Consider the following 20,220-nt stretch of genomic DNA (forward strand, 5'->3'; position numbering starts at 1 on the left):
TCCTTCGAGCATTCTAAACTAGATAAAACTTGAAGGAGATGAGTTCAATGAGTCAAAAACGCGATAAAGGCTTCAGCCAAAAGGGCAAACCTAACTCAGATACGGTTTCTAATCCGATGGCTAAGGAAGAACTTGAAAAAGCCATTCATCCTACTAAAGGGCAAAATGCTAAATCGTAAGTACCAATTCATGAAAGTGTCTCTTCTCAGGGACACTTTTTCTTTGTATTCCCCTGTTCAAAAATTCCTTTTTTTCCTCCTTTTGCTACAATATGAGTAAGATTGATTTTGCTTGAGGTGATGAAGATGAGAAAAAAACTTGCCATCCTTGGCGGTACCCTTTCTTCCATAGGTCTGCTTGGGATTTATATTACGAATCGTTTTATGTATTTACCGAAAAAGGGTGATGACTTTATTCGGTCACGTGAAACAGGATCGACCAGGCTGATAGAAGAGGATTATGACTCCCTTCCTAAAGAAGAGGTGCTGATCCCTTCACAATACGGATATGACATTAAAGCCATTTTTGTGAAGCCTCACCCCCATAAAAAATTCATGATCTTTTCTCACGGGGTTACAGAAAACAAATGGAACTCGGTCAAGTATATGAACCTTTTCATCAAACAAGGATTCAATGCCGTGATTTATGATCATCGCCGTCATGGGGAGTCCGGCGGGAAGACGACAAGTTACGGATATTTTGAAAAATATGATTTAAAGGCTGTTGTGGATGAGTTGATCCGTCGGGAAGGCGAGGATGTTTTCTTCGGAATCCACGGGGAGTCCATGGGTGCAGCTACTCTGCTTTTATATGCAGGCAGTGTGGAAGATCGGGCAGACTTTTATATTGCCGATTGCCCTTTTTCCGACTTTGGTGAACAGCTCGCCTATCGTATGAGTTTAGAAGTGAAGATGCCGGCAAAATTTCTCCTTCCCCTCGTGGGCGGCACACTAAAGCTGCGACAAGGGTACTCATTAAAGGATTTATCACCGATATCAGTTGTTCATAACATCAGAAAACCCGTGTTATTTATCCACAGCACAAATGATGACTTTATCCTGCCTCAAATGACGAAGGATTTATTTGAAAAAAAACAGGGACCAAAAGAGATGTTTCTCGATTTTCGGGGCACTCATGCTCAATCGTATAATGACAACCCTGGGGAATATGAACAAGTGATACAACGGTTTCTTCACCAATTTGTATTAAATGAAAGGGATGATGTTTCTTGATTCCAACTGATTTCAGGTCAAAAATGCAAACCATGCACGGTGATTCAGGTGCTGTGTGGATCTCGCACGTAGAAGGTCTACTGGGGTCTTTAAAGAATCGATTCCATTTAACCTACGGGGAACCTTTTTCATTAAGCTATAACTTTGTGGTACCGGTCCAGATCGGGCGTACACGGGATGCCGTTTTAAAGGTCGGGTATCCGAACAACGATTTTTCCAATGAGTTTCATGCACTTCAAGATTTTCAAGGAAGGGGCATGGTGGAAGTCCTCGATTTCAATAAGGATGAGGGATGGATCCTTTTAGATCGCCTGAGACCGGGAAGTTCCCTTCACTCCGTTGAGGATGAAGAAGAGGTGTTGCAGGTATTTGCCCATGTTGCTCACCGTTTATGGCATAAACCCGTCAGCCAGCATCCCTACCCTATCGTTCAGTCCTGGTCAAATGGGATCGGTCGCTTGCGTGAACGGTTCAACGGAGGTACTGGCCCCCTGCCTGAAGAAATAGTCTCAAAAGCTGAGATGCTCTACCCCGAGTTACTTAGTTCTGCTCAGAATCTTTTTCTTCTACACGGTGATTTGCACCACGGCAATATTCTATTCTCTAAATCCTCCGGCTGGACGGCCATTGATCCCAAGGGGCTTTTCGGAGAGAGAGAATATGACTGCATTCAATTTACATTAAATGAATGGAGTAAATGGGATGTTCCAATAGAGCTGCTTCGATACAGAATCCAAACAATGGCCTCTCTACTTTCCCTCTCTTATGAACGTTTGATTCGTTACGGATTCTGTCATTCGGTTTTATCTGCGTGCTGGTCGGTAGAGGACGGGATGGACGGGTGGAAGACAGGGGTTTCAGTGGCCCGGTTGTTTGAGGAATTGGTGAATGAACTAGATTAGTATCTATAGAACCATTTACCGCTATAACACCCATCACGATACATAAATGGCTTTATATTTATAAAAGCCTCGGATCTCGGATGTACTCAGATCTGAGGCTTTTATTTTTATTCCCCTGGAAACAACAAAAAGCTCATTCTTCCATTTATGATCTGCCCGGGGCTTTTTAATTGAAACGTGTTACTTTGTGAAGAAAAGTCAATTTTTAGGTCTTCATCAAGAAATACCACTTTAGATTTTTCTACCAGGATTGGATAGCTATTGGTTTCAATCGTTATATCTTCCCCTTTTTCAGGTTCATGTACAAACCATAAAGTAGGAATTCCACTTACAACACAGCCGCAGCCTTCAGTATCGTATTTTAATTTCAGGTGACCATTTTTGGTTCCTATTTTATCTTGAATCTTTTTGGTTGCTTCGTTGGTTAGTTCGATTTTCATTCGACGACCTCCTCTATCCCTTATCCTATCACGTTTTATTTGTTTCCTTTAGAATATTGCATTTTTCCTATTTTCCATTTACTATCGATAAGGGGAATTCTTTTGTATTTTATAGAAAGGGTGGTTTTTTATGGCAAAAGCTCAAATTAAAGTGAATGATAATGGTTCTTTTCGTGTAAGTGGGGACGTGGAACTGATTGATGCTGACGGAAATGTATTTCCAACGAAACAGGTGTTTACTCTTTGCCGCTGTGGTTTATCTACAAACATGCCGTTTTGTGATGCATCCCATAAAGGAAAATTTGAATCATGTGTGCGCGCAGAAAAGGTATTGGACGAAGAGTAAATGCAATGAAAAGAGAGACTTCACTCTGGTGAAGTCTCTCTTTTCATTGGGCTGTCAATCGAAAAAGCGAATGTCCACAATGCTTACAAGTGGAATATAGTGTACGTCTTCGAACCTGTCTACCACGTGCAGCTTCCCATCCAGTGAGTCGACATGGTGAATGGTTCCAATCAATAATTGATGACGGTGCTTTACATAATGAGTAATCGACACCATTTTACCATGCTCCATCGCCTCTGCCACGACTTCATTCATCCTGTCTAATTCCTGCTCGTCAAGTTCGACCCTCTTCTCGTGCGTATCTTCCTTTGCCCAATCCCTCAGTAATTTCACATGCTCCGGCAGCATCATGGATGTCCACTTGATTCTTCCCCGATCACGGATCAATCCTCTCACCTCCTATATTTGTTACGATTTATGTCCGCCCACCAGGCGGGCACGATGCCTTGCTGTTCCCGCTTCTGTATAGGATACGGCGCGGAGCAGGGCGGCTGATCCATATTTGTTTCGGATTCGATCCACTACATACCCGAGTTCCCGTTTTTCCCAACGGTCAGGTTCGAATAATGAAATCTGCAGTGCTGCGTCCTCTACAATATTAGAAAGGGCGATGTTGATTTTCCGTACGGTTTTCCCATTGTAGTTCTCTTCGAATAATTCCAGGCACACCCGGTACAGATCCATGGTGATATTGGTCGGTTCCTCTATCGTCCTTGACCGTTGGAACCCTCCACCGAATTCTTCGTGACTGTAACCGACACCAAAGCTGACCGTCCTTCCTGCCTTTCGATGGGTACGGGCACGTCTGGCGACTTCTTCACACATTTCTAAAATGACTCGTTTGATTTCCTCTTTCCCCTTATAATCGCGCAGCAGGATCTGTCCCTTGCCGAAGCTGATTTGACCATCCATGATCGGTGCTCCTATTTCAGATAAATCAACTCCCCATGCGTGGTAATAGAGCTGATTCCCCATAACGCCAAACTTGGCCTCCAGCTTCTCCAGGTCATACTGCGCCAATTGCCCGACAGAGAAAATGCCCATGCGATTGAGCGTTTTTTCTAAGCGTCCGCCAATCCCCCACATTTCACGTAAAGGCGATAGCGGCCACAGCTTTTCCGGAACGTCTTCATAGGTCCATTCGGCAATCCCCTCTTTTTTTGCTTCAAGATCCAGGCACAGCTTAGACAACAGCATATTGGGACCGATGCCTATGGCGCAGGGAAGTTGAAACTCCCTTTCCATATCATCCTTGACTTTGCGGGCAATGGTCGTGGCATCCCCCCAAAGATTCGTCGCTCCATCAATCTTAATAAAACTTTCGTCCACACTATACGTGTGAATGGCATCTTTCGGTACGTAGCGATGGAATAACCGGGTCAACTCAGTCGAGATCCTGACATACGTAGCCATTTTCGGCTCTACAAGCCGGATGCGCGGGTCCTTTGGGATTTCAAACATCCGCGAGCCCGTTTTGATCCCAAAGTCCTTCTTCAGCCTGGGTGATGCCGCTAACACAATACTTCCTTGGCGGTCCCTATCCCCTACTACAGCCAAATGACATTCAAGGGGATCGAGACCCAGCATGACAGCCGAACAGCTAGCATAAAAGCTCTTCATATCGATGCACAGAATCTTGTGGTGTGGCAGCACACTGTAATCGACAGTCATATAATCGTCCTCCATTTTACCCAAAATAGAACAAACGTTCTTATATAGTATAGTTATGATTCTATACGAATATACGTTCCCTTTCAACTAAAATTAATGGAAACAGAGAGAATAACAAGAAAAGCGGAGGCGGCTTGATCAGACCCGACAAGCACAACTGGGAAATCCCAAAAGGCGCTTCTTGCCTTATGGGATTTTTCAGTTGTGACCTCGAGGGACTAGCCGCCGGAGCTGGACATCAAGAAAAGAGGAAGGGCTTTGGTCAGAGGCGACAAGCATATGGCGAACATACCGGAAAGGCACTCTTTGCCTTTTTGGTATGTTGGACTTATGACCTCGAGCCTCTAAGCCCTGGAGCTGGACAAAAGAAAAGCGGAGGCGGCTTGATCAGACCCGACAAGCACAACTGGGAAATCCCAAAAGGCGCTTCTTGCCTTATGGGATTTTTCAGTTGTGACCTCGAGGGACTAGCCGCCGGAGCTGGACATCAAGAAAAGCGGAAGGGCTTTGGCCAGAGGCGACAAGCATATGGCGAACATACCGGAAAGGCGCTCTTTGCCTTTTTGGTATGTTGGACTTATGACCTCGAGCCTCTAAGCCCTGGAGCTGGACAAAAGAAAAGCGGAGGCGGCTTGATCAGGTCGATCATCACCATAGTGAATTAGGAATGCTTATACTCAAAACACAATAAAAAGAGCCAACATCACCTTATGATGTTGGCCTATTCCTATACATCAATCAGCCTCTCCCGGCTTGGAATCCTGGATATTTCGTCATGCCCCCATCAGCGATGAGGGTGGTCCCTGTGACATAACTTGCCTGCTCTGAAGCCAAAAAGGCTGCACAGGAAGCGATTTGCCCCGGTTCTCCGATGTAGCCCATTGGAATGAGCTTTTCCACACCTTTTTTCTTTTCGGGATCGGAAAATTTCTCGGCATTGATGGGAGTATCAATGGCCCCGGGAGCGATATTGTTTACCCGGATTCCATCGGGTGCGAATTCTAATGCAAGACTTTCCATTAATAATTTCACCCCACCCTTACTGGCTGCATAGTGAGCAAAGTGAGGCCACGGAATGATTTCATGAACAGAAGAAACATTGATGATTGATCCTTTGATGTTATGCTCGAGCATGTATTTCGCAGCTTCACGGCATCCGAGAAATGTACCTGTTAAGTTAGTGTTGATGACCCTTTGCCAATCTTCAATAGGCAGGTTTTCAGACGGAACTTCATTTTCGATTCCCGCATTATTCACGTAGATATCAAGACGACCATACGTATCGTGCGCAAAATGGACAAAGCCCTGAACGTCTGCTTCTTTTGACACATCACCTTGAATAATGGAGGCTGTTCCCCCTGCTTCTTCGATTTCCCTTACTAGTTCTTCAGGATTTTCTTCTTCTTTGAAATAATTAATGACCACTTTACAGCCTTCACTGGCAAATCGTTTAGCAATCGCCTTTCCTATTCCAGTAGCAGCTCCGGTTATAACGACTACCTTCCCTGTTAGATCTGAATACATATCCATTCCTCCTTAGTCTTTCGTAAAGCCTAATAGAACACCGCCGATAATGATAAGAACACACCCTGCAATGACGAGAAGAATCTGCTTCCTGGATTTCTTTTCACCTAAGAAAAACAAACCTCCAAGGGTAGAAATAACGATCCCTGTTTGAGATAGGGAGAAGCTCGTTGCCACACCAATGCGTGGAAGCGCAAGCAGCAACCCTAAATTCCCCGATGCCCACATCAGACCGGTTAAGATATTTCGCACCGTATATTTTGTAAAGGGCTTATGCCTGAACGTAATGACAACCGCCCCGATAAACATTCCAATCGCCTGTGGCAAAACCGCTTCCCATCCGTCAATATCAAACCATCTTAAAATGACGACATAGGCTATGTATCCACAACTGGATAGCAATAAAGTGAGTAGACCTTTTTTCAGTTGGGACTCTTCATCTCCCTCGGATTTTTGTGTGAATGATGTTAACACCACACCAACAATCAGAGCTAAAACGGCTCCGCAACCGAGAAGAATCGTTTCTGTCGTTTTCCATTCCTTAAACACTAAAACGCCAAAAAGAGTCGTTCCAATCAGTTGCATTCCCGTTGAAATCGGAACGGTTTTCGCAACGCCGATGAACTTTACACTCGCTAATTGATTGACTTGACCGACTGCCCAGAAGACGCCGGAAATGAAGCCGATTCCCCACACAAATAACGTCAATTCCGGGGATTTGATGAAGAATACGCCTACCGCAAACAATAATGACCCAATGGTGATCCCAACCGTTTGACTGTAGGCATTCCCTCCAAGTTTTACACTTACAAACACAAGACTTCCCCATGCCACTGCGGGGATCAGGGCTAAAAGAATCCCTATCATACAACCACATCCTTTTCCCAACAATAATCATAGTTTTCCACTGAAACGAACATTCTAGCCATTCATGCCAGAAAAACAACTGTTTTTTCCACTCTCTGATGCATACCCTGATTTTGTCCGGTATAATCTCAAGGTGAGGTGGAAATATGGATAGACAATGGATCATGAAGATGATTGACAGGACGTTTCAACAATATAAACATACGAAAGAAACCGTCCCCCTCAATCAAAGGAATTATGAAGTCTTTATGGCAGAAATTGAGCTTCGATACCAGGAAGAACCCGAATCGGAGCTTCATGAAATCATTGAAGACGTCGTATATGAGTTTCTAGTCGGTTAAACCTTTCTATGAAATAGAAGGGTTTTTTCTATTTTGGTCGAAATATGGATGATCAGTATATAAGGAGAGATGCACATGGACAAATGGATACAATATGGCATAACAACTTTGCTATTTCCCGGGAGTATCATAAATTCTCTGCTTAGAAAAGGGGAATATCAGCCGCCGGTTGGGAAATTGGTTCATACACCACGAGGCACGTTTCATGTAATTGAAAAAGGAAAAGGCCCGATTACGGTGGTGATGGATGCGGGACTATCAGGTAATTCGCTCCATTGGCATAAAGTTCAAGATAGAACTAAGTGAACATGCACACACGATTTCTTTTGACCGGGGAGGATAGGGCTGGAGCAGTAAGAGAGATGGACTGCATGATGGATGGGGGACCGTTCAAGATATGAGCGCCATATTGGAAGCATTGAATGGCACATCTTCTCTCTTATTAGTAGAGCATTCATACTGGGGCTCAATGTACGGTTATTTGCCCATGAACATCGGGAGTGCGTGAGAGGGATTGTGTTTGTGGATGCAGTGCATGAAGAGAGGTACAGGACAGAAGAGCCCGATAGAATCAAAGCATTACAGAAAAGCTTAAGATTCATGAGGATTGGATTTTATACAGCCTATACAGGATTGCCCCGGATGCTGAAAATGAAGGTCGGGGGTAGATTCATAGCTCCGGATTTAGCACACTATCACTCATTTATAGGCTTTAAGTCAAGTGCATATGAAGCTGTATATAAAGAATTAAGAGACAGTAAAATCACAGCTGAACAAGTGGCGGAATGTGAGCCCCTTCACCGAAAGTTTTCCATGACATCATTCAGTCTAATAATCAATCAGAGGAGTGTCTATGATATCAGGATAACTTGAAACAGCTCACGGATCCTCCCACCGTCATCCAAACCTCTCACGGTCACAATATTCATATGGAAAATCCGTCTCTCGTTACGAAAGCAATCCTTGATCAAGTAGAGAAAATAAAGGCGCTTGAAAACAAATAAGAAAGCGTTGGTTTATAATCAACGCTTTCTTATTTGTCATTTTGTAGAGGTATGTATCGGCACAATCACTCTTTCATTCTCGACATTCACAATGACATGGACATCTCTGTCGATGGAAAGATCTTTGAATCGCAATGAATATAAGCCGGTGGGATTTTTTTCAATGGATTGGATGACGACCAGTGAAAACCGGGGGTCTTTCATGACTAATCTGACGGCGCTTTCCTCGGTTTTACTTTGTTGATCCGTAAGAAAAACGAATTGATTCGCGGAAGCTCTTCGGGGGTAGGATTCCTGGAGCTCACCGTCAAACGTCACATTCACTTTTTTGCCCATCTCTATATCATCTTTATGTAGTTTTTTATCTTTGTCTGTCTTCATGACGGTTTGGTCATCGAAAGAAAACCAAACATCATTAATAAGCACTTGATTGCCTTCAAGCTGGGTAACAAATCCTATGAAATTGGCGCTGGCTTGTGATGTATTTACAGATGTTGAAGGCCCGCAACCGGTAAATAGAAAACAGAAACAAAGAATCAGAACAGTCAAACGCTTCTTCATGGACTCCCCCCTTATTAGATTAGACGAATGAGAGCATGATTTGGTTTCACTATTTTTTGAAGAAAAGGTTATTTCCTACTTTTTCGACAAAAGATGGGAATAATTGATAGATGACGCTCCCCATATTCATCCATCGCGGCAGATTGATTTCTCTCCTATTGGTAAAAAGGGCTTCCACGACTTTTTGAGCGACATCTTTCGGATCAAGCATAAACTTTTCTACATTCTTCACATACGTCCCGGATTCATCGGCAATGGAGAAAAAGTCTGTGGCAATCGGCCCGGGATTCACCGCAGTCACCCTCACACCGTACCTTTTCGCTTCCATCCTTAAACTGTTCGTATATCCCAGTACAGCATGCTTAGAGGCAGAGTACGCACTCGACTTTGGCGAAGCGAACTTACCTGCCTGAGAGGCAATGTTGATGATATGACCAGAACGTTGTTGACGCATATAAGGAAGGACTTCTCCCGTACATGCTATAAGTCCAAGAACATTCACGTCCATCATTCCCTTTACATCATGGAATGATGTTTCATGTGCTTCCTGGAATATTCCATAGCCTGCGTTATTAATTAATGCATGAATTGCTCCAAAGTCCTTCACGATGGTGTTGAAGGTGCGGGGGATTTCGTCGTAATCCGTTACATTTAACGGATACACTTCCACCTTACAATGGTATTCGGTTATGAGCTTTTCTTTTAATGCTTCAAGCAGATGAACGCGGCGTGCGATCAAGGCGAGATTACCGCCGTTTTCTGCTACTTTAATGGCCATCTGTTCCCCAATTCCTCCAGAGGCACCGGTAATGACAATGGTTTTTCCTTTTATTCTACTGTTCATGTCTGGTCCCATCTTTCTAGGCAAAATAATAATAGATTCCTTCATGCCATTCTTTCTTTATGTAGTGAAGTGATTCAAGATAATCCAATTGTCCGATTGTTTCAGAGAGTGTCAGGCCTAGTTCCTTTTGATAGACGGAAGGAAATAGTGTCTTACAGATGTCGAATACGGTCCGACGGTTACCTTTGATCATTTCGAGTACAGCACGTGCTCTTTCATCCTGTTTCCCTAATCTTCTGGGAATTAATCCATGAACATCCGAAATATTGTCCCCATGACCTGTGTAGGCAAGGGAAATGGGAATATCCAATAACTTTTTCAAAGACGCATTGTATTGAAGCAATGGCTTTGAACGTTCCGGCTCCCCTTCAAAAGGAGGTTCAATGATTGGATTAGGGGAAATATTCGCGAGTATATGATCTCCGGCTATCAGAACACCATCACTCTCCCGGTAAAAGGATAAGTGACTCTGAGCATGCCCTAACGTTTCGATGATCCTCCATTCTTCCATTCCGGGAATGACGTCCCCTTCCTTTATTTCAATATCCAGTTTTCGATTTCCCATAAATTTCAAAGGACTCTTAAATTTATGGATTGCTCGAAGATACTCTTGAGGTAAACCAGATTCTATCGCCAATTGAAGGAAGAAGCGATCATACACTTCATGAAAATGGTCGTTGCGATCCAACCAAAACTTATTATATGGATGCCCACAAATTTTGACCGAGGAAGAAAACCGATCAAGCAGCCCCGCGTGATCCGGATGATGATGGGTCAGAACGATTTGTTCAATATCTTGAGGTGTATACCCCAAAAGGGATAATTGCTCGGTCAACTGTACCCAGGCTGTATCTGTAAGCGGCCCTGCGTCCACCAACGTCAAGGCGTCCCCTTTCACCAAATAAACATTCACAGCTCCAACGGCAAAAGGAGTTGATAGAGTAATTTTTGCAATATCATTTACTAAAGTTGTCATAAATTCACCACATTCTTCATAATAAAAGGGTAGGCAGCCTATACGACATGCCCTCCCCTTCCAGACATTCATTTCTCTGACTTTAAAAAAATGAATGATCCTTCATTTAATAGTGTACATTTTTTCCTAACAAATGTCATTTTTAAAATGATTGAATATACTGAAATAAACACTTGACAGATAAGCTGTCTTTCTATGATAATCACCTATAATATACGTTTACTATTGAAAAGTCACCTTACATAACGAAAAAAGAAAAAGCGATGATAAAGAATAGTAATGAATAGATGATGTTAGAGATCGGTGCCCACCGGCTGAAAGGCACCGTCATCCCCTCTATTTGTGAACCTGCCTTTTGAGCGTCTTAAAGCAGAACGTTTTTCCAGCGTTACATGGAAGTGAAGTGTGTTCATTTCGTCCAATGAGGAATGAACAAAACAAGGTGGTACCACGGAAGCAGACCCTTTCGTCCTTTATGGATGAGAAGGTCTGCTTTTTTTTCGAAAAAATGGAGGAGGAATCAACGAATGAAGACATTGTTTATTGGAGCAGGGTCGATGGCTTACGCTTTAATGAGTGGAGCACTGAAAGCCGGGGTTCTGAAAAATGAAAAAGTGCATGTTACCAATCGGGCCAACCAAGAACGTTTAAACGAAATCGTGCACGAATTCGGTGTGCGTTATGTAGAACACGATTCACCATACGACGTCGTCATTCTGGCCATGAAACCAAAAGACTTTCATGAGGCAGCAGATTCGATTAGGACCCACCTGTCAAAGAATACGGTGGTCATTTCTGTTTTAGCAGGGATCACCATGGAACATATTAGCGACAAACTCTCCTTTAACGGAGCTATTGCAAGAGCCATGCCCAATACAAGTGCGGCCATGGGAAAATCAGCAACGGCAGTATCGTTCAACCGGTATCTTTCTGACTCCCAGAAAGAATGGACGACAACATTGTTCCAATCCGTCGGAACAGCAGCGGAAGTAGCGGAAGAACAATTAGACCTTATAACGGCTCTATCGGGCAGCGGCCCTGCTTATATTTATTATGTAGCTGAATTACTCAAGAATGCGGCAGTAGATTTAGGTTTGCAGGAGGAACTCGCTAAAAGCCTCGTTACCCAAACGATTGCAGGGGCAAGTGCGATGCTAGAAGAATCCGGTTTGGAAGCCCGGGAATTAAGGAGAAACGTGACCAGTCCAGGTGGAACGACAGAGGCGGGAATCACCACATTGGAAGATTACCAGGTTAGAGATGCGTTTTTCCAATGTGTCTCATCTGCGAAAAGCCGTTCTGAAGTTCTTGGGAAGGAATTAAAAAAACAATCTTTGAAAAAATAAGGTGAAAACCCATCATTATTCGCAAATTTCAATTTCCATTGATACAATCAAAGCAAAAAAGAAGGTCGGCACAATGATTTCCCTACTCATTCTACTTTACACTGTACTTGCGGTCTGGCTGGTTCTTACCATTGATGTGTGGAGGGGATTATCAAAGCTCTCTTCCATTCAAGACTTCTCCTATACAGATCAAGGGCCGCTCCTGTCTGTCATCGTACCGGCGAGAAACGAAGAAGAAACGATAGCAGACAGCATCCTGTCGCAGCTGAAACAGGACTATCATCAGATTGAATGGATCGTAGTCAATGATCGTTCAACAGATGGAACTCCTGAAAAAATTGAAGCTTTGGCCGAACTGGATAAGCGAATCAGCGTCCTTCATATCGACTCACTGGAACAGGGATGGCTGGGAAAAAATCAGGCATTATATAAAGGGTATCAAATGGCAAAAGGAGACCTGATCCTTTTCACCGATGCAGACGTCATCTTTAAAGATCCCACCATCTTATCCAGAGCGGTTTCCTTTCTTCAATCACAGAAACTGGACCACGTTACACTGGCTCCTTATATTCGATCGGGATCCTTTTGGCTAAAAAGCTTTGTGGCTTTTTTCTTATTCGGTTTCTCTTTTTATAAAAGACCCTGGAAAGCGAACGACCCCTCCTCTAAGATAGGTATGGGCATCGGAGCCTTCAACCTCATCACCAGACCTGCTTACGAGGAAATCGGTACTCACGAAGCAATTAAGCATATGCCCGATGATGATCTGCAGCTGGGGGTCCAGTTAAAGAAGCACCATAAAAAACAATTCTTCCTCACGGCTCTTAAATCTCTGGAAGTGGAATGGTATCGATCCTTGAAAGAAGCCTTCAACGGATTGGAAAAAAATACATTTGCCGGCCTGCATTACTCCATGCTGCTCGTTGTGTTTGCCATGTTTGGAATCTTCTTCTCTACGGTACTCCCTTTCATCACGATTCTTTCAGCGTCACCACCCATTCGACTCGTGAGTCTGTTGATCATTTTATTCATTAGCCTCACTTATTTAAAAGTCATAAAGCAGATGACGAATGAGTCTCCTCTTCTTTTTCTTGCATTACCTGTAACAGCCCTAATATTTATCTATTCCATTGGACGAGCTACGTTTTTAACCTTTAAACGAGGCGGAATCGAATGGCGTGGAACGGTTTATTCGTATAAGGAACTGAAGCAGAAAAGAAAGTAAAGCACATTTCTTTTCTAACAAAAAAGGTGTTGTTATAATTCATGTGTAGTACTATTTAGTAACCCGAAATAAATACCACGACATGGAAGGTGATCAGAAATGAACACAAAGCTATTTCAACCATATACGCTTAAAGATGTAGAACTGAAGAATCGAATTGTAATGGCACCTATGTGCATGTATTCTTCTCATAACGAAGATGGAAAAGTCGAGAACTGGCATCGTACTCACTATACAAGCCGTGCAGTGGGTGGCGTTGGGCTCATCATTCAGGAAGCTACAGCTGTCACGCCCCAAGGAAGAATCTCCCCGCAAGATTTAGGGATTTGGGATGACGAGCATATTGAAGGATTACGAGAGTTAGTGGGATTAATCAAAGAACACGGTGCGAAGACAGGTATTCAGCTTGCTCATGCAGGAAGAAAGGCCGTTCTCGAAGGAGATATTCTTGCTCCATCTGCGATCCCGTTCAACGATGTGATGAAAAAGCCTGTTGAAATGACGGCGAATGACATTAAAGAGACCATCACTGCCTTTATCAAAGGAGCCGAAAGAGCGAAGAAAGCGGGCTTTGATGTGATTGAAATTCATGGGGCACATGGATATCTCATCAACGAATTCCTGTCCCCGCTTTCCAATAAACGTACGGACGAATACGGCGGATCTGCTGAGAACCGCTACCGCTTCCTTCGTGAAGTCATTGATGGAATTCAACAAGTATGGGACGGACCTCTCCTTGTTCGTGTTTCTGCCAAAGATTATAACGAAGAAGGATTGGACGTTGAAGACTATGTGGTGTTCGCCCGATGGATGAAGGAACAAGGAGTCGATTTGATCGACGTAAGCTCCGGTGCCGTCGTACCCGCGCGAATCCCGGTGTTCCCTGGTTATCAGGTGAAGCTTGCTGAAACCATTAAAAAAGAAGCGAAGATGGATACAGGTGCAGTCGGGCTGATTACGACAGGCATACAAGCAGAAGAAATCCTGCAAAACGAGCGTGCTGACCTCGTCTTACTCGCTCGTGAATTACTTCGTGACCCATACTGGCCAAGAACGGCAGCCAAAGAGTTGGGTGTAGAGATCGAAGCGCCAAAGCAGTATGATCGCGCATGGTAAGAAATGTTTTGTCAGACTTAATAAGTGAGTTGCATGCCAACGGGCATGAACTCTCTTTTTTTATTCATACACTTTTTGGACTTCATACCTAAACCCTAAACAACGATAGTTTTGTTTTTGATACATCAATCTCGGTGTATCCTCTCCATCCGCTACCAGAATCACGGTTTTTTCAGGGAATTGTCTCATGACGAACTGTTGCAGCCTGCTGCCGATCCCCTTCTTTTGAAACGATTCATGAACCATCAGTCCATCGATTTCTGCTGTCCCGTCTTCAATGATCACATCCATGGATCCGGCCGGGGTCCCCTTATAGAAAGCGAGGAGCTGCATCAAACGGGGATTTTGAAAATTCCTCTTATGCATGTCGACCTTTTGATTTGCAAAGGCTTCACCGTACTCCAGATCCTGCCTATACTGAAATGCCAGGTACGCATCCCATTCCCTGTCGGTCACCACTTTCACTTCAATATTAGAATTGTCTTCTATAGAAGGAAATTGACGAGGTTCTATACTGTATAGTTCATTAAATCCTGATTCATACCCTTCACGTTTAAAATAGTCCATAAATTCCTCTGTTAGTTTTGTATCCTGCGGAAAATAAAATTTCACATGCTTTTGCCCTTTTGATTGATGAAATTCCCTTAAAAAGTTAGCAGCCTCTTTAAATTCAGCCAGGGTTGGATGTTTTTTGAATTCAAGAAAGTTACTATCATACCTTGTTAACATTTCTGGAAAATGAATATGTTTATAAAGATCATTCTCTCCTATTTCATGTCCTGGACTATAAATATGGTCAAATGTGATTTCCTTCATTAATATTCCCCTTTTCCTCTATGAACTTACTCCCAGATCCGCTGAACAGATGCATCGTCATCTTCGACTTTTACTTCATATACATCAGGATTGGAAAGGGCGAACAGCTCATCATATCCATATTTCTCATCAAACAATCTCAAAAGCAGCGTCGTTAAGTTTCCATGAGTCACACACACCACATAATCTTCTTCTTTTTTTAATACGTCTTCTATAAAAGACCTTGCTCTCCCCATTGCCTGGTCATTCGATTCTCCACCAGGTAAAACAAGTGAAAAGTCATCAAAGCTCTTCTTTAACTTTTCCATCCAATCAGGAAGTTCCCGATCACTTAACACTCTTTCTCCCAAGCGATCGTCTTCTTGAATCGTTAATCCGGACTGTTTGGCAAAGGGTGCTATGGTATCTATGGTCCTTACAAAAGGACTGGAATAGATCGACTCAATCGTTCGGTTTTCCAGAAATGTAGCCAATTCGACCGCTTGCTGCTTCCCTACCTCTGTTAATGGCGCATGGAACGCCTGCCCTTCAGCTTTCGCATGGCGCACCAAATAAATCGTCTTCATTTGCTTCCCCTCACTTCTTTATAGGTATTACATACTCCATGAAGTCTTTGGCGATATAGGATTCTGGAAAAACGTCCCTTGCTTCCCTCTCCAACTCTTCCCATGACTCTTTTGCATATCGAGAGGAAATATGGGTTAAAAACAGCAATTTAACCCCTGCTTCTAAAGCTATCTCTCCTGCTTGCTTTGTCGTCGAATGGAAATACTCACGGGCCATTTCCTCCTGGTCCCGATTGAAGGTCGCTTCATGAATGAGTACATCTGCTAACCTTCCTAAATCGACAGCATTAGAGCAAACTCGCGTGTCTCCTAGGATCGTGACAATCCGACCAGGAATAGAAGGTCCAAGAAAATCCTCTCCATTAAGTTCAGTGCCGTCTTCCAGCTGAACCGTTTCACCTAATTTTAATTTCTTGTAGACCGGTCCAGGTTGAATACCTCTTTCCTGTAATCGATCAACTTGAAGGACACCCGGTTTATCTTTTTCAACCACACGGTATCCGAAGGTAGGCAAGGCATGATCCAGCTCCCTCGCCTCTACAATAAATCCTTCATCTTCAAAGATGGCCCCTTCCTCGATCTCAATCACTTCAAGGGGATATTGAAGATGCGTCCGGCTGACTGATAGAGACACGTGGATATACTCTTTGATTCCCTTAGGTCCATATACCGTAAGCTGGGACTGTCCACCTTGAAAGGAGCGGCTGCCTAATAATCCTGGCAACCCATAAATATGATCCCCGTGTAAGTGGGTGATGAAAATCTTCTCTATTCTTCTCGGTTTCAAGCTAGTATGTAAAATTTGATGCTGCGTTGCTTCCCCACAATCAAAAAGCCAAACCGCACCACGTTCTTCTAATAATTTCAAAGCAGTACTGGTTACATTCCGGAGTTTAGCGGGTACTCCTGCCCCAGTTCCTAAAAATAATAGTTCCAACTTATTCACTCCTATAATGAGCTATGCTGCCTTTATTTTAGCACATTCAACGAATATTTACCTTTCACTCCCATCGTTCATACCGCTTTATCTCCCCCTGAAACACAAATGAGTAATAAGAATGTGAATTAAAGCCAATATAATGACGTAGAGTTTCTGCATAAAACGTTTTCATGTTTTTAATAAAAAAAGTCATCGGCATATAATTTGCTAATTGAACCATAAGTCTTTAAAATTAAGTAATTGTATAGGATATTAAATAAGAAGACATACATTAAACAAGCTAGCAACAAGATAAAGTGAGGTCATGACATTGAATAATTCAACTACACCATCATCTCTCATTACTATTTTTGGAGCCACTGGTGATTTAGCAAAAAGAAAGCTTTATCCATCTCTTTATCATTTGTTCCGTAAAGGGAAAATTTCGAAGCGTTTTGCCGTTGTAGGGGTAGCACGCCGTGAATGGTCGAATGAAGAGTTCCAGGAACACGTCAAAACATCGGTACATAAAGCATTAGGCAGCAACGAAAACATAGATGAGTTCGTCTCTCATTTCTACTATCAGCCGAATGATGTTTCAAACAGTGACTCGTATAAAGCGTTGAAGAACCTTTCTGATGAACTGGATGAAACATATGAATTAGAAGGAAATCGCATTTTCTACCTGGCGATGGCTCCTGAATTCTTCGGAACGATTACAGAGCAACTGAAGAATCAAGGTGTAACCGATACAAACGGTTTCCAAAGACTAGTCATCGAAAAACCATTCGGTCACGACCTGCCTTCAGCCGAAAAACTGAATAGCCAGATCCGTGAATCGTTCTCTGAAGATCAAATTTACCGTATCGACCACTATCTCGGGAAAGAAATGGTTCAAAACATCGAAGTCATCCGCTTCGCCAATGCGATGTTTGAACCGCTATGGAACAACCGTTACATCTCCAATATCCAGGTCACTTCCTCTGAAGAGCTGGGTGTCGAAGATCGTGGACGCTATTACGAAAAAAGTGGAGCTCTCCGCGATATGGTTCAAAACCACCTGCTTCAAATGGTTGCGTTACTTGCCATGGAGCCTCCAATCAAATTGACGACAGACGAAATCCGCAGTGAAAAAGTCCGTGTATTACGATCCCTGCGTCCGTTTGAACATGAAGAAGTGAAAGATTATTTCGTGCGAGGTCAATATGGCCCTGGAACATCCGGTAATCAGGATCTACCAGGTTATCGCGAAGCAGAGAACGTTGATGATCAATCCAATACCGAGACTTATGTTGCAGGGAAACTGATGATCGATAACTTCCGTTGGGCTGGCGTTCCGTTCTACATCCGCACAGGAAAGAGAATGGAAACAAAGTCAACGAAAATCGTCATCCAATTCAAAGATATTCCAATGAACCTGTATTACAATCCGGACAATCCACTGGCACCGAATTTATTGGTGATTCACATTCAGCCTGAAGAAGGAATTACTCTGCACTTAAACGTGAAAAAATCCGGACAAAACATTGAAACGACTCCGGTAAAACTAAACTTTGCCAACACCAGTATAGACGGGATGAACACGCCGGAAGCATACGAAAAGCTTTTATTCGATTGCCTGCGCGGGGATGCAACCAACTTCACTCATTGGGATGAAGTGAAGTTATCCTGGGCATTCGTCGATAAGATTTCTGAAGTATGGGAACATACACGTGACGGAGAATTCCCGAACTACGAAGCAGGATCAATGGGTCCGAAAGCAGCCGACAACCTGCTGGCTAAAGATGGCTTCTACTGGTGGCCAATTGCGAATCTAGACGTAGACCAATGCTAAGGAAGGTGTGGAAACAATGAAAATTTATGATGTAACAGCTCCAATCTTTAACGGAATGCCGGTTTATAAGAACAAACCGGAAAAACAACCTACGATCGATACAAATACGAATGGTCATGTAACGGAGTCCAGAATCTCAATGGACGTTCATACAGGAACTCACGTAGATGCTCCCCTTCACATGATTAACGACGGGGAAACAATCGAAACGATCGATATCGAGCAGCTCGTTCGTCCTGTAAAGGTTTTTGATGTAACAAAGGCCGATGAGAAAATCAGTCTTAAAGATATCGAAGGATTAGAAATAGAAGAGAATGATTTCATCCTCTTTAAAACAAAAAATTCATGGGATAGCGAATTTAATTTTGAATTCATCTATGTAGCAGAAGATGCAGCAACGTACCTTGCAGATAAAAAAATCTCAGGGGTTGGAATCGATGCACTTGGTATCGAAAGAGCCCAGGAAGGACACCCTACTCACCGCAGTTTAATGGGAAGCGGAGTCATCATCATGGAGGGACTTCAACTGAAAGACATTGAAGCCGGCCAATACTTCATGGTGGCAGCTCCACTTAAGATTGAAAACACCGATGCATCACCTGCACGTGTGTTGTTGTTTGATGAATTGATTGGGTGATATCTTAAAACGACTCTCTAGTATACTAGGGAGTCGTTTTTTTGATTAGCCTCTTTGATTTCTAGGATACTGTTGAAAATCTTACTTTCCCACTCCTTGACTATTTTGGCGCAACCCGGGAGGAGATTTATTCGTTTAATGTTGGGAGTGATGACTTCTTTTTCGATCAAATGATGAGGATTTTCGTGTTTTTGCCGTAAAAAAGGCACATTTGACTAATTTTCAGATTAAAGGGAGTGAGATTGACTCAGTAAGTCGGACGATTTGAAGGTCCGCTCTTAAAAAAACGTGATCTTTCCCATTCTATGATCCAATTTTAGATACTTATGTTCCGGTTTCAGCTCTTTATGAACCAGAATTCTGATTTACGAACCACTTTTTCGATTTTATGATCCTTTTGTCGAAAGCCTCAGTGGACTACTAAAACTCAATTTTTACCGGATTCAAATTCTCTTTTCTACTAAAGTACTCATATTCTTTGTGCTACGTCAATAATCTTCCCAACGACATTCTGCCCTTCATCCGAATGTCTGATGACAAATAAATGATCAGCTTCTCCTTCAACAGGTGCAGCTACGTCCGTGAAGTAACCATCAGTCTGTTGACGGTTTAGTACTTCTTCAAAAGTAGCAGCACTCCTGAAGATGGCTGTACTTCTATCACTGTTCGCCACTCTGGCTTGAAGAACCCGTGGGGATATCCAAATGGACGAGGATGGTCGTTAATCCCTTCTGATTGAACTGCTTCAATAGCTTCAACCGTCCACTGTGGCTCAAATTCGAATTACAAAGAATGAGGTGATATGAAGTCTCATTCATGGCATATTCGACAATGGTTCGACTGACGGCATACTTGAGCGTATTAGCCCTTCCATTGGAAGCAGGCTTTTATAATAGGTGTTGATAAATTCAGCAATTGTTCTTCCAGGCTCCTGGCGAAGGTTGTTTTTCCGCTATGGGTTTTTCCGACGGTCATGATTACTAGCCTTGGCATGAATGGACCTCCAATTCGTAGTTAAAACTCAATCTCCAGATTCTCTTTTATCTTGGATAT

At 43.1% G+C, this 20,220-nt stretch carries 24 protein-coding genes, 1 pseudogene and 1 other annotated feature; of the genes and pseudogenes, 13 read left to right on the forward strand and 12 right to left on the reverse strand.

The features are described from left to right. Positions 1-47 precede the first annotated feature (47 nt). From AC6CIB_RS19715 to AC6CIB_RS19725, 3 genes are all read left to right on the forward strand, one after another. On the forward strand, positions 48-179 hold the full coding sequence (locus AC6CIB_RS19715; protein ID WP_258549516.1) for a hypothetical protein: 132 nt from the start codon (positions 48-50) through the stop codon (positions 177-179). A gap of 126 nt (positions 180-305) precedes the next feature. Then, positions 306-1,232 (forward strand): alpha/beta hydrolase, encoded by a 927-nt coding sequence (locus tag AC6CIB_RS19720; protein WP_498283584.1) that lies wholly within the window; start codon positions 306-308, stop codon positions 1,230-1,232. A 32-nt stretch (positions 1,233-1,264) separates the two neighbouring features. Then, positions 1,265-2,134 (forward strand): aminoglycoside phosphotransferase family protein, encoded by an 870-nt coding sequence (locus tag AC6CIB_RS19725; RefSeq protein ID WP_498283766.1) that lies wholly within the window; start codon positions 1,265-1,267, stop codon positions 2,132-2,134. 107 nt (positions 2,135-2,241) lie between these two features. On the opposite strand, the gene AC6CIB_RS19730 is transcribed toward AC6CIB_RS19725, so the two are convergent. Next, complete coding sequence (locus AC6CIB_RS19730) at positions 2,242-2,574, reverse strand: iron-sulfur cluster biosynthesis family protein (protein WP_498283586.1); 333 nt, start codon at positions 2,572-2,574, stop codon at positions 2,242-2,244. A gap of 130 nt (positions 2,575-2,704) precedes the next feature. On the opposite strand from AC6CIB_RS19730, the gene AC6CIB_RS19735 reads away from it, so the two are divergent. Beyond that, the gene (locus AC6CIB_RS19735; RefSeq protein WP_113967576.1) at positions 2,705-2,920 is read left to right on the forward strand and encodes a CDGSH iron-sulfur domain-containing protein; all 216 of its coding nucleotides are present in this window, start codon (positions 2,705-2,707) and stop codon (positions 2,918-2,920) included. A 54-nt stretch (positions 2,921-2,974) separates the two neighbouring features. Here AC6CIB_RS19735 and AC6CIB_RS19740 read toward each other — a convergent pair whose 3' ends face one another. The 4 genes from AC6CIB_RS19740 to AC6CIB_RS19755 form a co-directional block, all read right to left on the reverse strand. Then, a complete protein-coding gene (locus AC6CIB_RS19740; RefSeq protein WP_498283588.1) occupies positions 2,975-3,307 on the reverse strand; it encodes a YolD-like family protein in 333 nt (110 codons plus the stop codon). A gap of 21 nt (positions 3,308-3,328) precedes the next feature. Further along, positions 3,329-4,591: a Y-family DNA polymerase gene (locus tag AC6CIB_RS19745; protein WP_498283590.1), complete on the reverse strand. Its 1,263-nt coding sequence runs from the start codon at positions 4,589-4,591 to the stop codon at positions 3,329-3,331. Positions 4,592-5,329: 738 nt separating this feature from the next. Beyond that, positions 5,330-6,115 (reverse strand): glucose-1-dehydrogenase, encoded by a 786-nt coding sequence (locus AC6CIB_RS19750; protein ID WP_498283592.1) that lies wholly within the window; start codon positions 6,113-6,115, stop codon positions 5,330-5,332. 12 nt (positions 6,116-6,127) lie between these two features. Next, positions 6,128-6,979 carry a GRP family sugar transporter gene (locus tag AC6CIB_RS19755; protein ID WP_498283768.1) on the reverse strand — a complete coding sequence of 284 codons (852 nt, stop codon included), beginning with the start codon at positions 6,977-6,979 and terminating at the stop codon, positions 6,128-6,130. A 149-nt stretch (positions 6,980-7,128) separates the two neighbouring features. Between AC6CIB_RS19755 and AC6CIB_RS19760 the strand changes: the two genes are divergently transcribed. The 4 genes from AC6CIB_RS19760 to AC6CIB_RS19775 all read left to right on the forward strand — a co-directional run bounded on the left by AC6CIB_RS19760 (position 7,129) and on the right by AC6CIB_RS19775 (position 8,327). Further along, positions 7,129-7,323: a YqzH family protein gene (locus tag AC6CIB_RS19760; protein ID WP_498283594.1), complete on the forward strand. Its 195-nt coding sequence runs from the start codon at positions 7,129-7,131 to the stop codon at positions 7,321-7,323. Positions 7,324-7,398: 75 nt separating this feature from the next. After that, positions 7,399-7,629: a hypothetical protein gene (locus AC6CIB_RS19765; protein ID WP_498283596.1), complete on the forward strand. Its 231-nt coding sequence runs from the start codon at positions 7,399-7,401 to the stop codon at positions 7,627-7,629. 72 nt (positions 7,630-7,701) lie between these two features. Beyond that, positions 7,702-8,196, forward strand: a complete 495-nt coding sequence (locus AC6CIB_RS19770) for a hypothetical protein (protein ID WP_498283598.1) — start codon at positions 7,702-7,704, stop codon at positions 8,194-8,196. Continuing rightward, positions 8,193-8,327, forward strand: coding sequence for a hypothetical protein (locus tag AC6CIB_RS19775; RefSeq protein ID WP_498283600.1), 135 nt, complete (start codon positions 8,193-8,195; stop codon positions 8,325-8,327). Before AC6CIB_RS19770 ends, AC6CIB_RS19775 begins: the two co-directional genes overlap by 4 nt. Before the next feature lie 36 nt (positions 8,328-8,363). Here AC6CIB_RS19775 and AC6CIB_RS19780 read toward each other — a convergent pair whose 3' ends face one another. The 3 genes from AC6CIB_RS19780 to AC6CIB_RS19790 are packed head-to-tail and all read right to left on the reverse strand — an operon-like array spanning position 8,364 to position 10,708. Next, entirely contained in the window at positions 8,364-8,888 is a 525-nt protein-coding gene (locus AC6CIB_RS19780; protein ID WP_498283602.1) for a DUF3221 domain-containing protein, read from the reverse strand. A gap of 49 nt (positions 8,889-8,937) precedes the next feature. Then, a complete protein-coding gene (locus tag AC6CIB_RS19785; protein ID WP_498283604.1) occupies positions 8,938-9,732 on the reverse strand; it encodes an SDR family NAD(P)-dependent oxidoreductase in 795 nt (264 codons plus the stop codon). 16 nt (positions 9,733-9,748) lie between these two features. Beyond that, complete coding sequence (locus AC6CIB_RS19790; RefSeq protein WP_498283606.1) at positions 9,749-10,708, reverse strand: MBL fold metallo-hydrolase; 960 nt, start codon at positions 10,706-10,708, stop codon at positions 9,749-9,751. A 254-nt stretch (positions 10,709-10,962) separates the two neighbouring features. Then, positions 10,963-11,185: a binding site (T-box leader), on the forward strand. Between the two features lie 50 nt (positions 11,186-11,235). Here AC6CIB_RS19790 and proC point away from each other — a divergent pair. From proC to namA, 3 genes are all read left to right on the forward strand, one after another. Continuing rightward, a complete protein-coding gene (gene proC, locus AC6CIB_RS19795) occupies positions 11,236-12,054 on the forward strand; it encodes a pyrroline-5-carboxylate reductase (protein WP_498283608.1) in 819 nt (272 codons plus the stop codon). A gap of 73 nt (positions 12,055-12,127) precedes the next feature. Then, entirely contained in the window at positions 12,128-13,279 is a 1,152-nt protein-coding gene (locus AC6CIB_RS19800; protein WP_498283610.1) for a glycosyltransferase, read from the forward strand. A gap of 99 nt (positions 13,280-13,378) precedes the next feature. Then, a complete protein-coding gene (gene namA / locus AC6CIB_RS19805; protein ID WP_498283612.1) occupies positions 13,379-14,395 on the forward strand; it encodes an NADPH dehydrogenase NamA in 1,017 nt (338 codons plus the stop codon). A 60-nt stretch (positions 14,396-14,455) separates the two neighbouring features. Here namA and AC6CIB_RS19810 read toward each other — a convergent pair whose 3' ends face one another. From AC6CIB_RS19810 to rnz, 3 genes are read right to left on the reverse strand one after another with little or no spacing between them, the layout of a single operon-like run. Further along, positions 14,456-15,211: a GNAT family N-acetyltransferase gene (locus tag AC6CIB_RS19810; protein WP_498283614.1), complete on the reverse strand. Its 756-nt coding sequence runs from the start codon at positions 15,209-15,211 to the stop codon at positions 14,456-14,458. Between the two features lie 26 nt (positions 15,212-15,237). Continuing rightward, complete coding sequence (locus AC6CIB_RS19815) at positions 15,238-15,777, reverse strand: histidine phosphatase family protein (protein ID WP_498283616.1); 540 nt, start codon at positions 15,775-15,777, stop codon at positions 15,238-15,240. Positions 15,778-15,787: 10 nt separating this feature from the next. After that, the gene (rnz, locus tag AC6CIB_RS19820; protein WP_498283618.1) at positions 15,788-16,714 is read right to left on the reverse strand and encodes a ribonuclease Z; all 927 of its coding nucleotides are present in this window, start codon (positions 16,712-16,714) and stop codon (positions 15,788-15,790) included. 307 nt (positions 16,715-17,021) lie between these two features. On the opposite strand from rnz, the gene zwf reads away from it, so the two are divergent. Then, positions 17,022-18,530: a glucose-6-phosphate dehydrogenase gene (gene zwf, locus AC6CIB_RS19825; RefSeq protein ID WP_498283620.1), complete on the forward strand. Its 1,509-nt coding sequence runs from the start codon at positions 17,022-17,024 to the stop codon at positions 18,528-18,530. 16 nt (positions 18,531-18,546) lie between these two features. Continuing rightward, positions 18,547-19,167 carry a cyclase family protein gene (locus tag AC6CIB_RS19830; protein ID WP_498283622.1) on the forward strand — a complete coding sequence of 207 codons (621 nt, stop codon included), beginning with the start codon at positions 18,547-18,549 and terminating at the stop codon, positions 19,165-19,167. A 469-nt stretch (positions 19,168-19,636) separates the two neighbouring features. Here the strand turns inward: AC6CIB_RS19830 and AC6CIB_RS19835 are convergent. Next, positions 19,637-20,160 (reverse strand): annotated as a pseudogene (locus AC6CIB_RS19835) (ATP-binding protein). Between the last annotated feature and the right edge of the window lie 60 nt (positions 20,161-20,220).

This window comes from Rossellomorea sp. GQ25 (assembly GCF_059758515.1).

Excerpts from the sequence above, each read along its gene's own strand:
- AC6CIB_RS19730 (WP_498283586.1), bottom strand. The coding sequence starts at position 2,574 with ATGAAAATCGAACTAACCAACGAAGCAACCAAAAAGATTCAAGATAAA.
- AC6CIB_RS19800 (WP_498283610.1), top strand. The coding sequence starts at position 12,128 with ATGATTTCCCTACTCATTCTACTTTACACTGTACTTGCGGTCTGGCTG.
- namA (WP_498283612.1), top strand. The coding sequence starts at position 13,379 with ATGAACACAAAGCTATTTCAACCATATACGCTTAAAGATGTAGAACTG.
- AC6CIB_RS19815 (WP_498283616.1), bottom strand. The coding sequence starts at position 15,777 with ATGAAGACGATTTATTTGGTGCGCCATGCGAAAGCTGAAGGGCAGGCG.
- zwf (WP_498283620.1), top strand. The coding sequence starts at position 17,022 with ATGACATTGAATAATTCAACTACACCATCATCTCTCATTACTATTTTT.
- AC6CIB_RS19780 (WP_498283602.1), bottom strand. The coding sequence starts at position 8,888 with ATGAAGAAGCGTTTGACTGTTCTGATTCTTTGTTTCTGTTTTCTATTT.
- AC6CIB_RS19810 (WP_498283614.1), bottom strand. The coding sequence starts at position 15,211 with ATGAAGGAAATCACATTTGACCATATTTATAGTCCAGGACATGAAATA.
- AC6CIB_RS19770 (WP_498283598.1), top strand. The coding sequence starts at position 7,702 with ATGGGGGACCGTTCAAGATATGAGCGCCATATTGGAAGCATTGAATGG.
- AC6CIB_RS19715 (WP_258549516.1), top strand. The coding sequence starts at position 48 with ATGAGTCAAAAACGCGATAAAGGCTTCAGCCAAAAGGGCAAACCTAAC.
- AC6CIB_RS19720 (WP_498283584.1), top strand. The coding sequence starts at position 306 with ATGAGAAAAAAACTTGCCATCCTTGGCGGTACCCTTTCTTCCATAGGT.
- AC6CIB_RS19830 (WP_498283622.1), top strand. The coding sequence starts at position 18,547 with ATGAAAATTTATGATGTAACAGCTCCAATCTTTAACGGAATGCCGGTT.
- AC6CIB_RS19790 (WP_498283606.1), bottom strand. The coding sequence starts at position 10,708 with ATGACAACTTTAGTAAATGATATTGCAAAAATTACTCTATCAACTCCT.
- proC (WP_498283608.1), top strand. The coding sequence starts at position 11,236 with ATGAAGACATTGTTTATTGGAGCAGGGTCGATGGCTTACGCTTTAATG.
- AC6CIB_RS19785 (WP_498283604.1), bottom strand. The coding sequence starts at position 9,732 with ATGAACAGTAGAATAAAAGGAAAAACCATTGTCATTACCGGTGCCTCT.
- AC6CIB_RS19765 (WP_498283596.1), top strand. The coding sequence starts at position 7,399 with ATGGACAAATGGATACAATATGGCATAACAACTTTGCTATTTCCCGGG.
- AC6CIB_RS19725 (WP_498283766.1), top strand. The coding sequence starts at position 1,265 with ATGCACGGTGATTCAGGTGCTGTGTGGATCTCGCACGTAGAAGGTCTA.
- AC6CIB_RS19745 (WP_498283590.1), bottom strand. The coding sequence starts at position 4,591 with ATGACTGTCGATTACAGTGTGCTGCCACACCACAAGATTCTGTGCATC.
- AC6CIB_RS19760 (WP_498283594.1), top strand. The coding sequence starts at position 7,129 with ATGGATAGACAATGGATCATGAAGATGATTGACAGGACGTTTCAACAA.
- AC6CIB_RS19735 (WP_113967576.1), top strand. The coding sequence starts at position 2,705 with ATGGCAAAAGCTCAAATTAAAGTGAATGATAATGGTTCTTTTCGTGTA.
- AC6CIB_RS19750 (WP_498283592.1), bottom strand. The coding sequence starts at position 6,115 with ATGTATTCAGATCTAACAGGGAAGGTAGTCGTTATAACCGGAGCTGCT.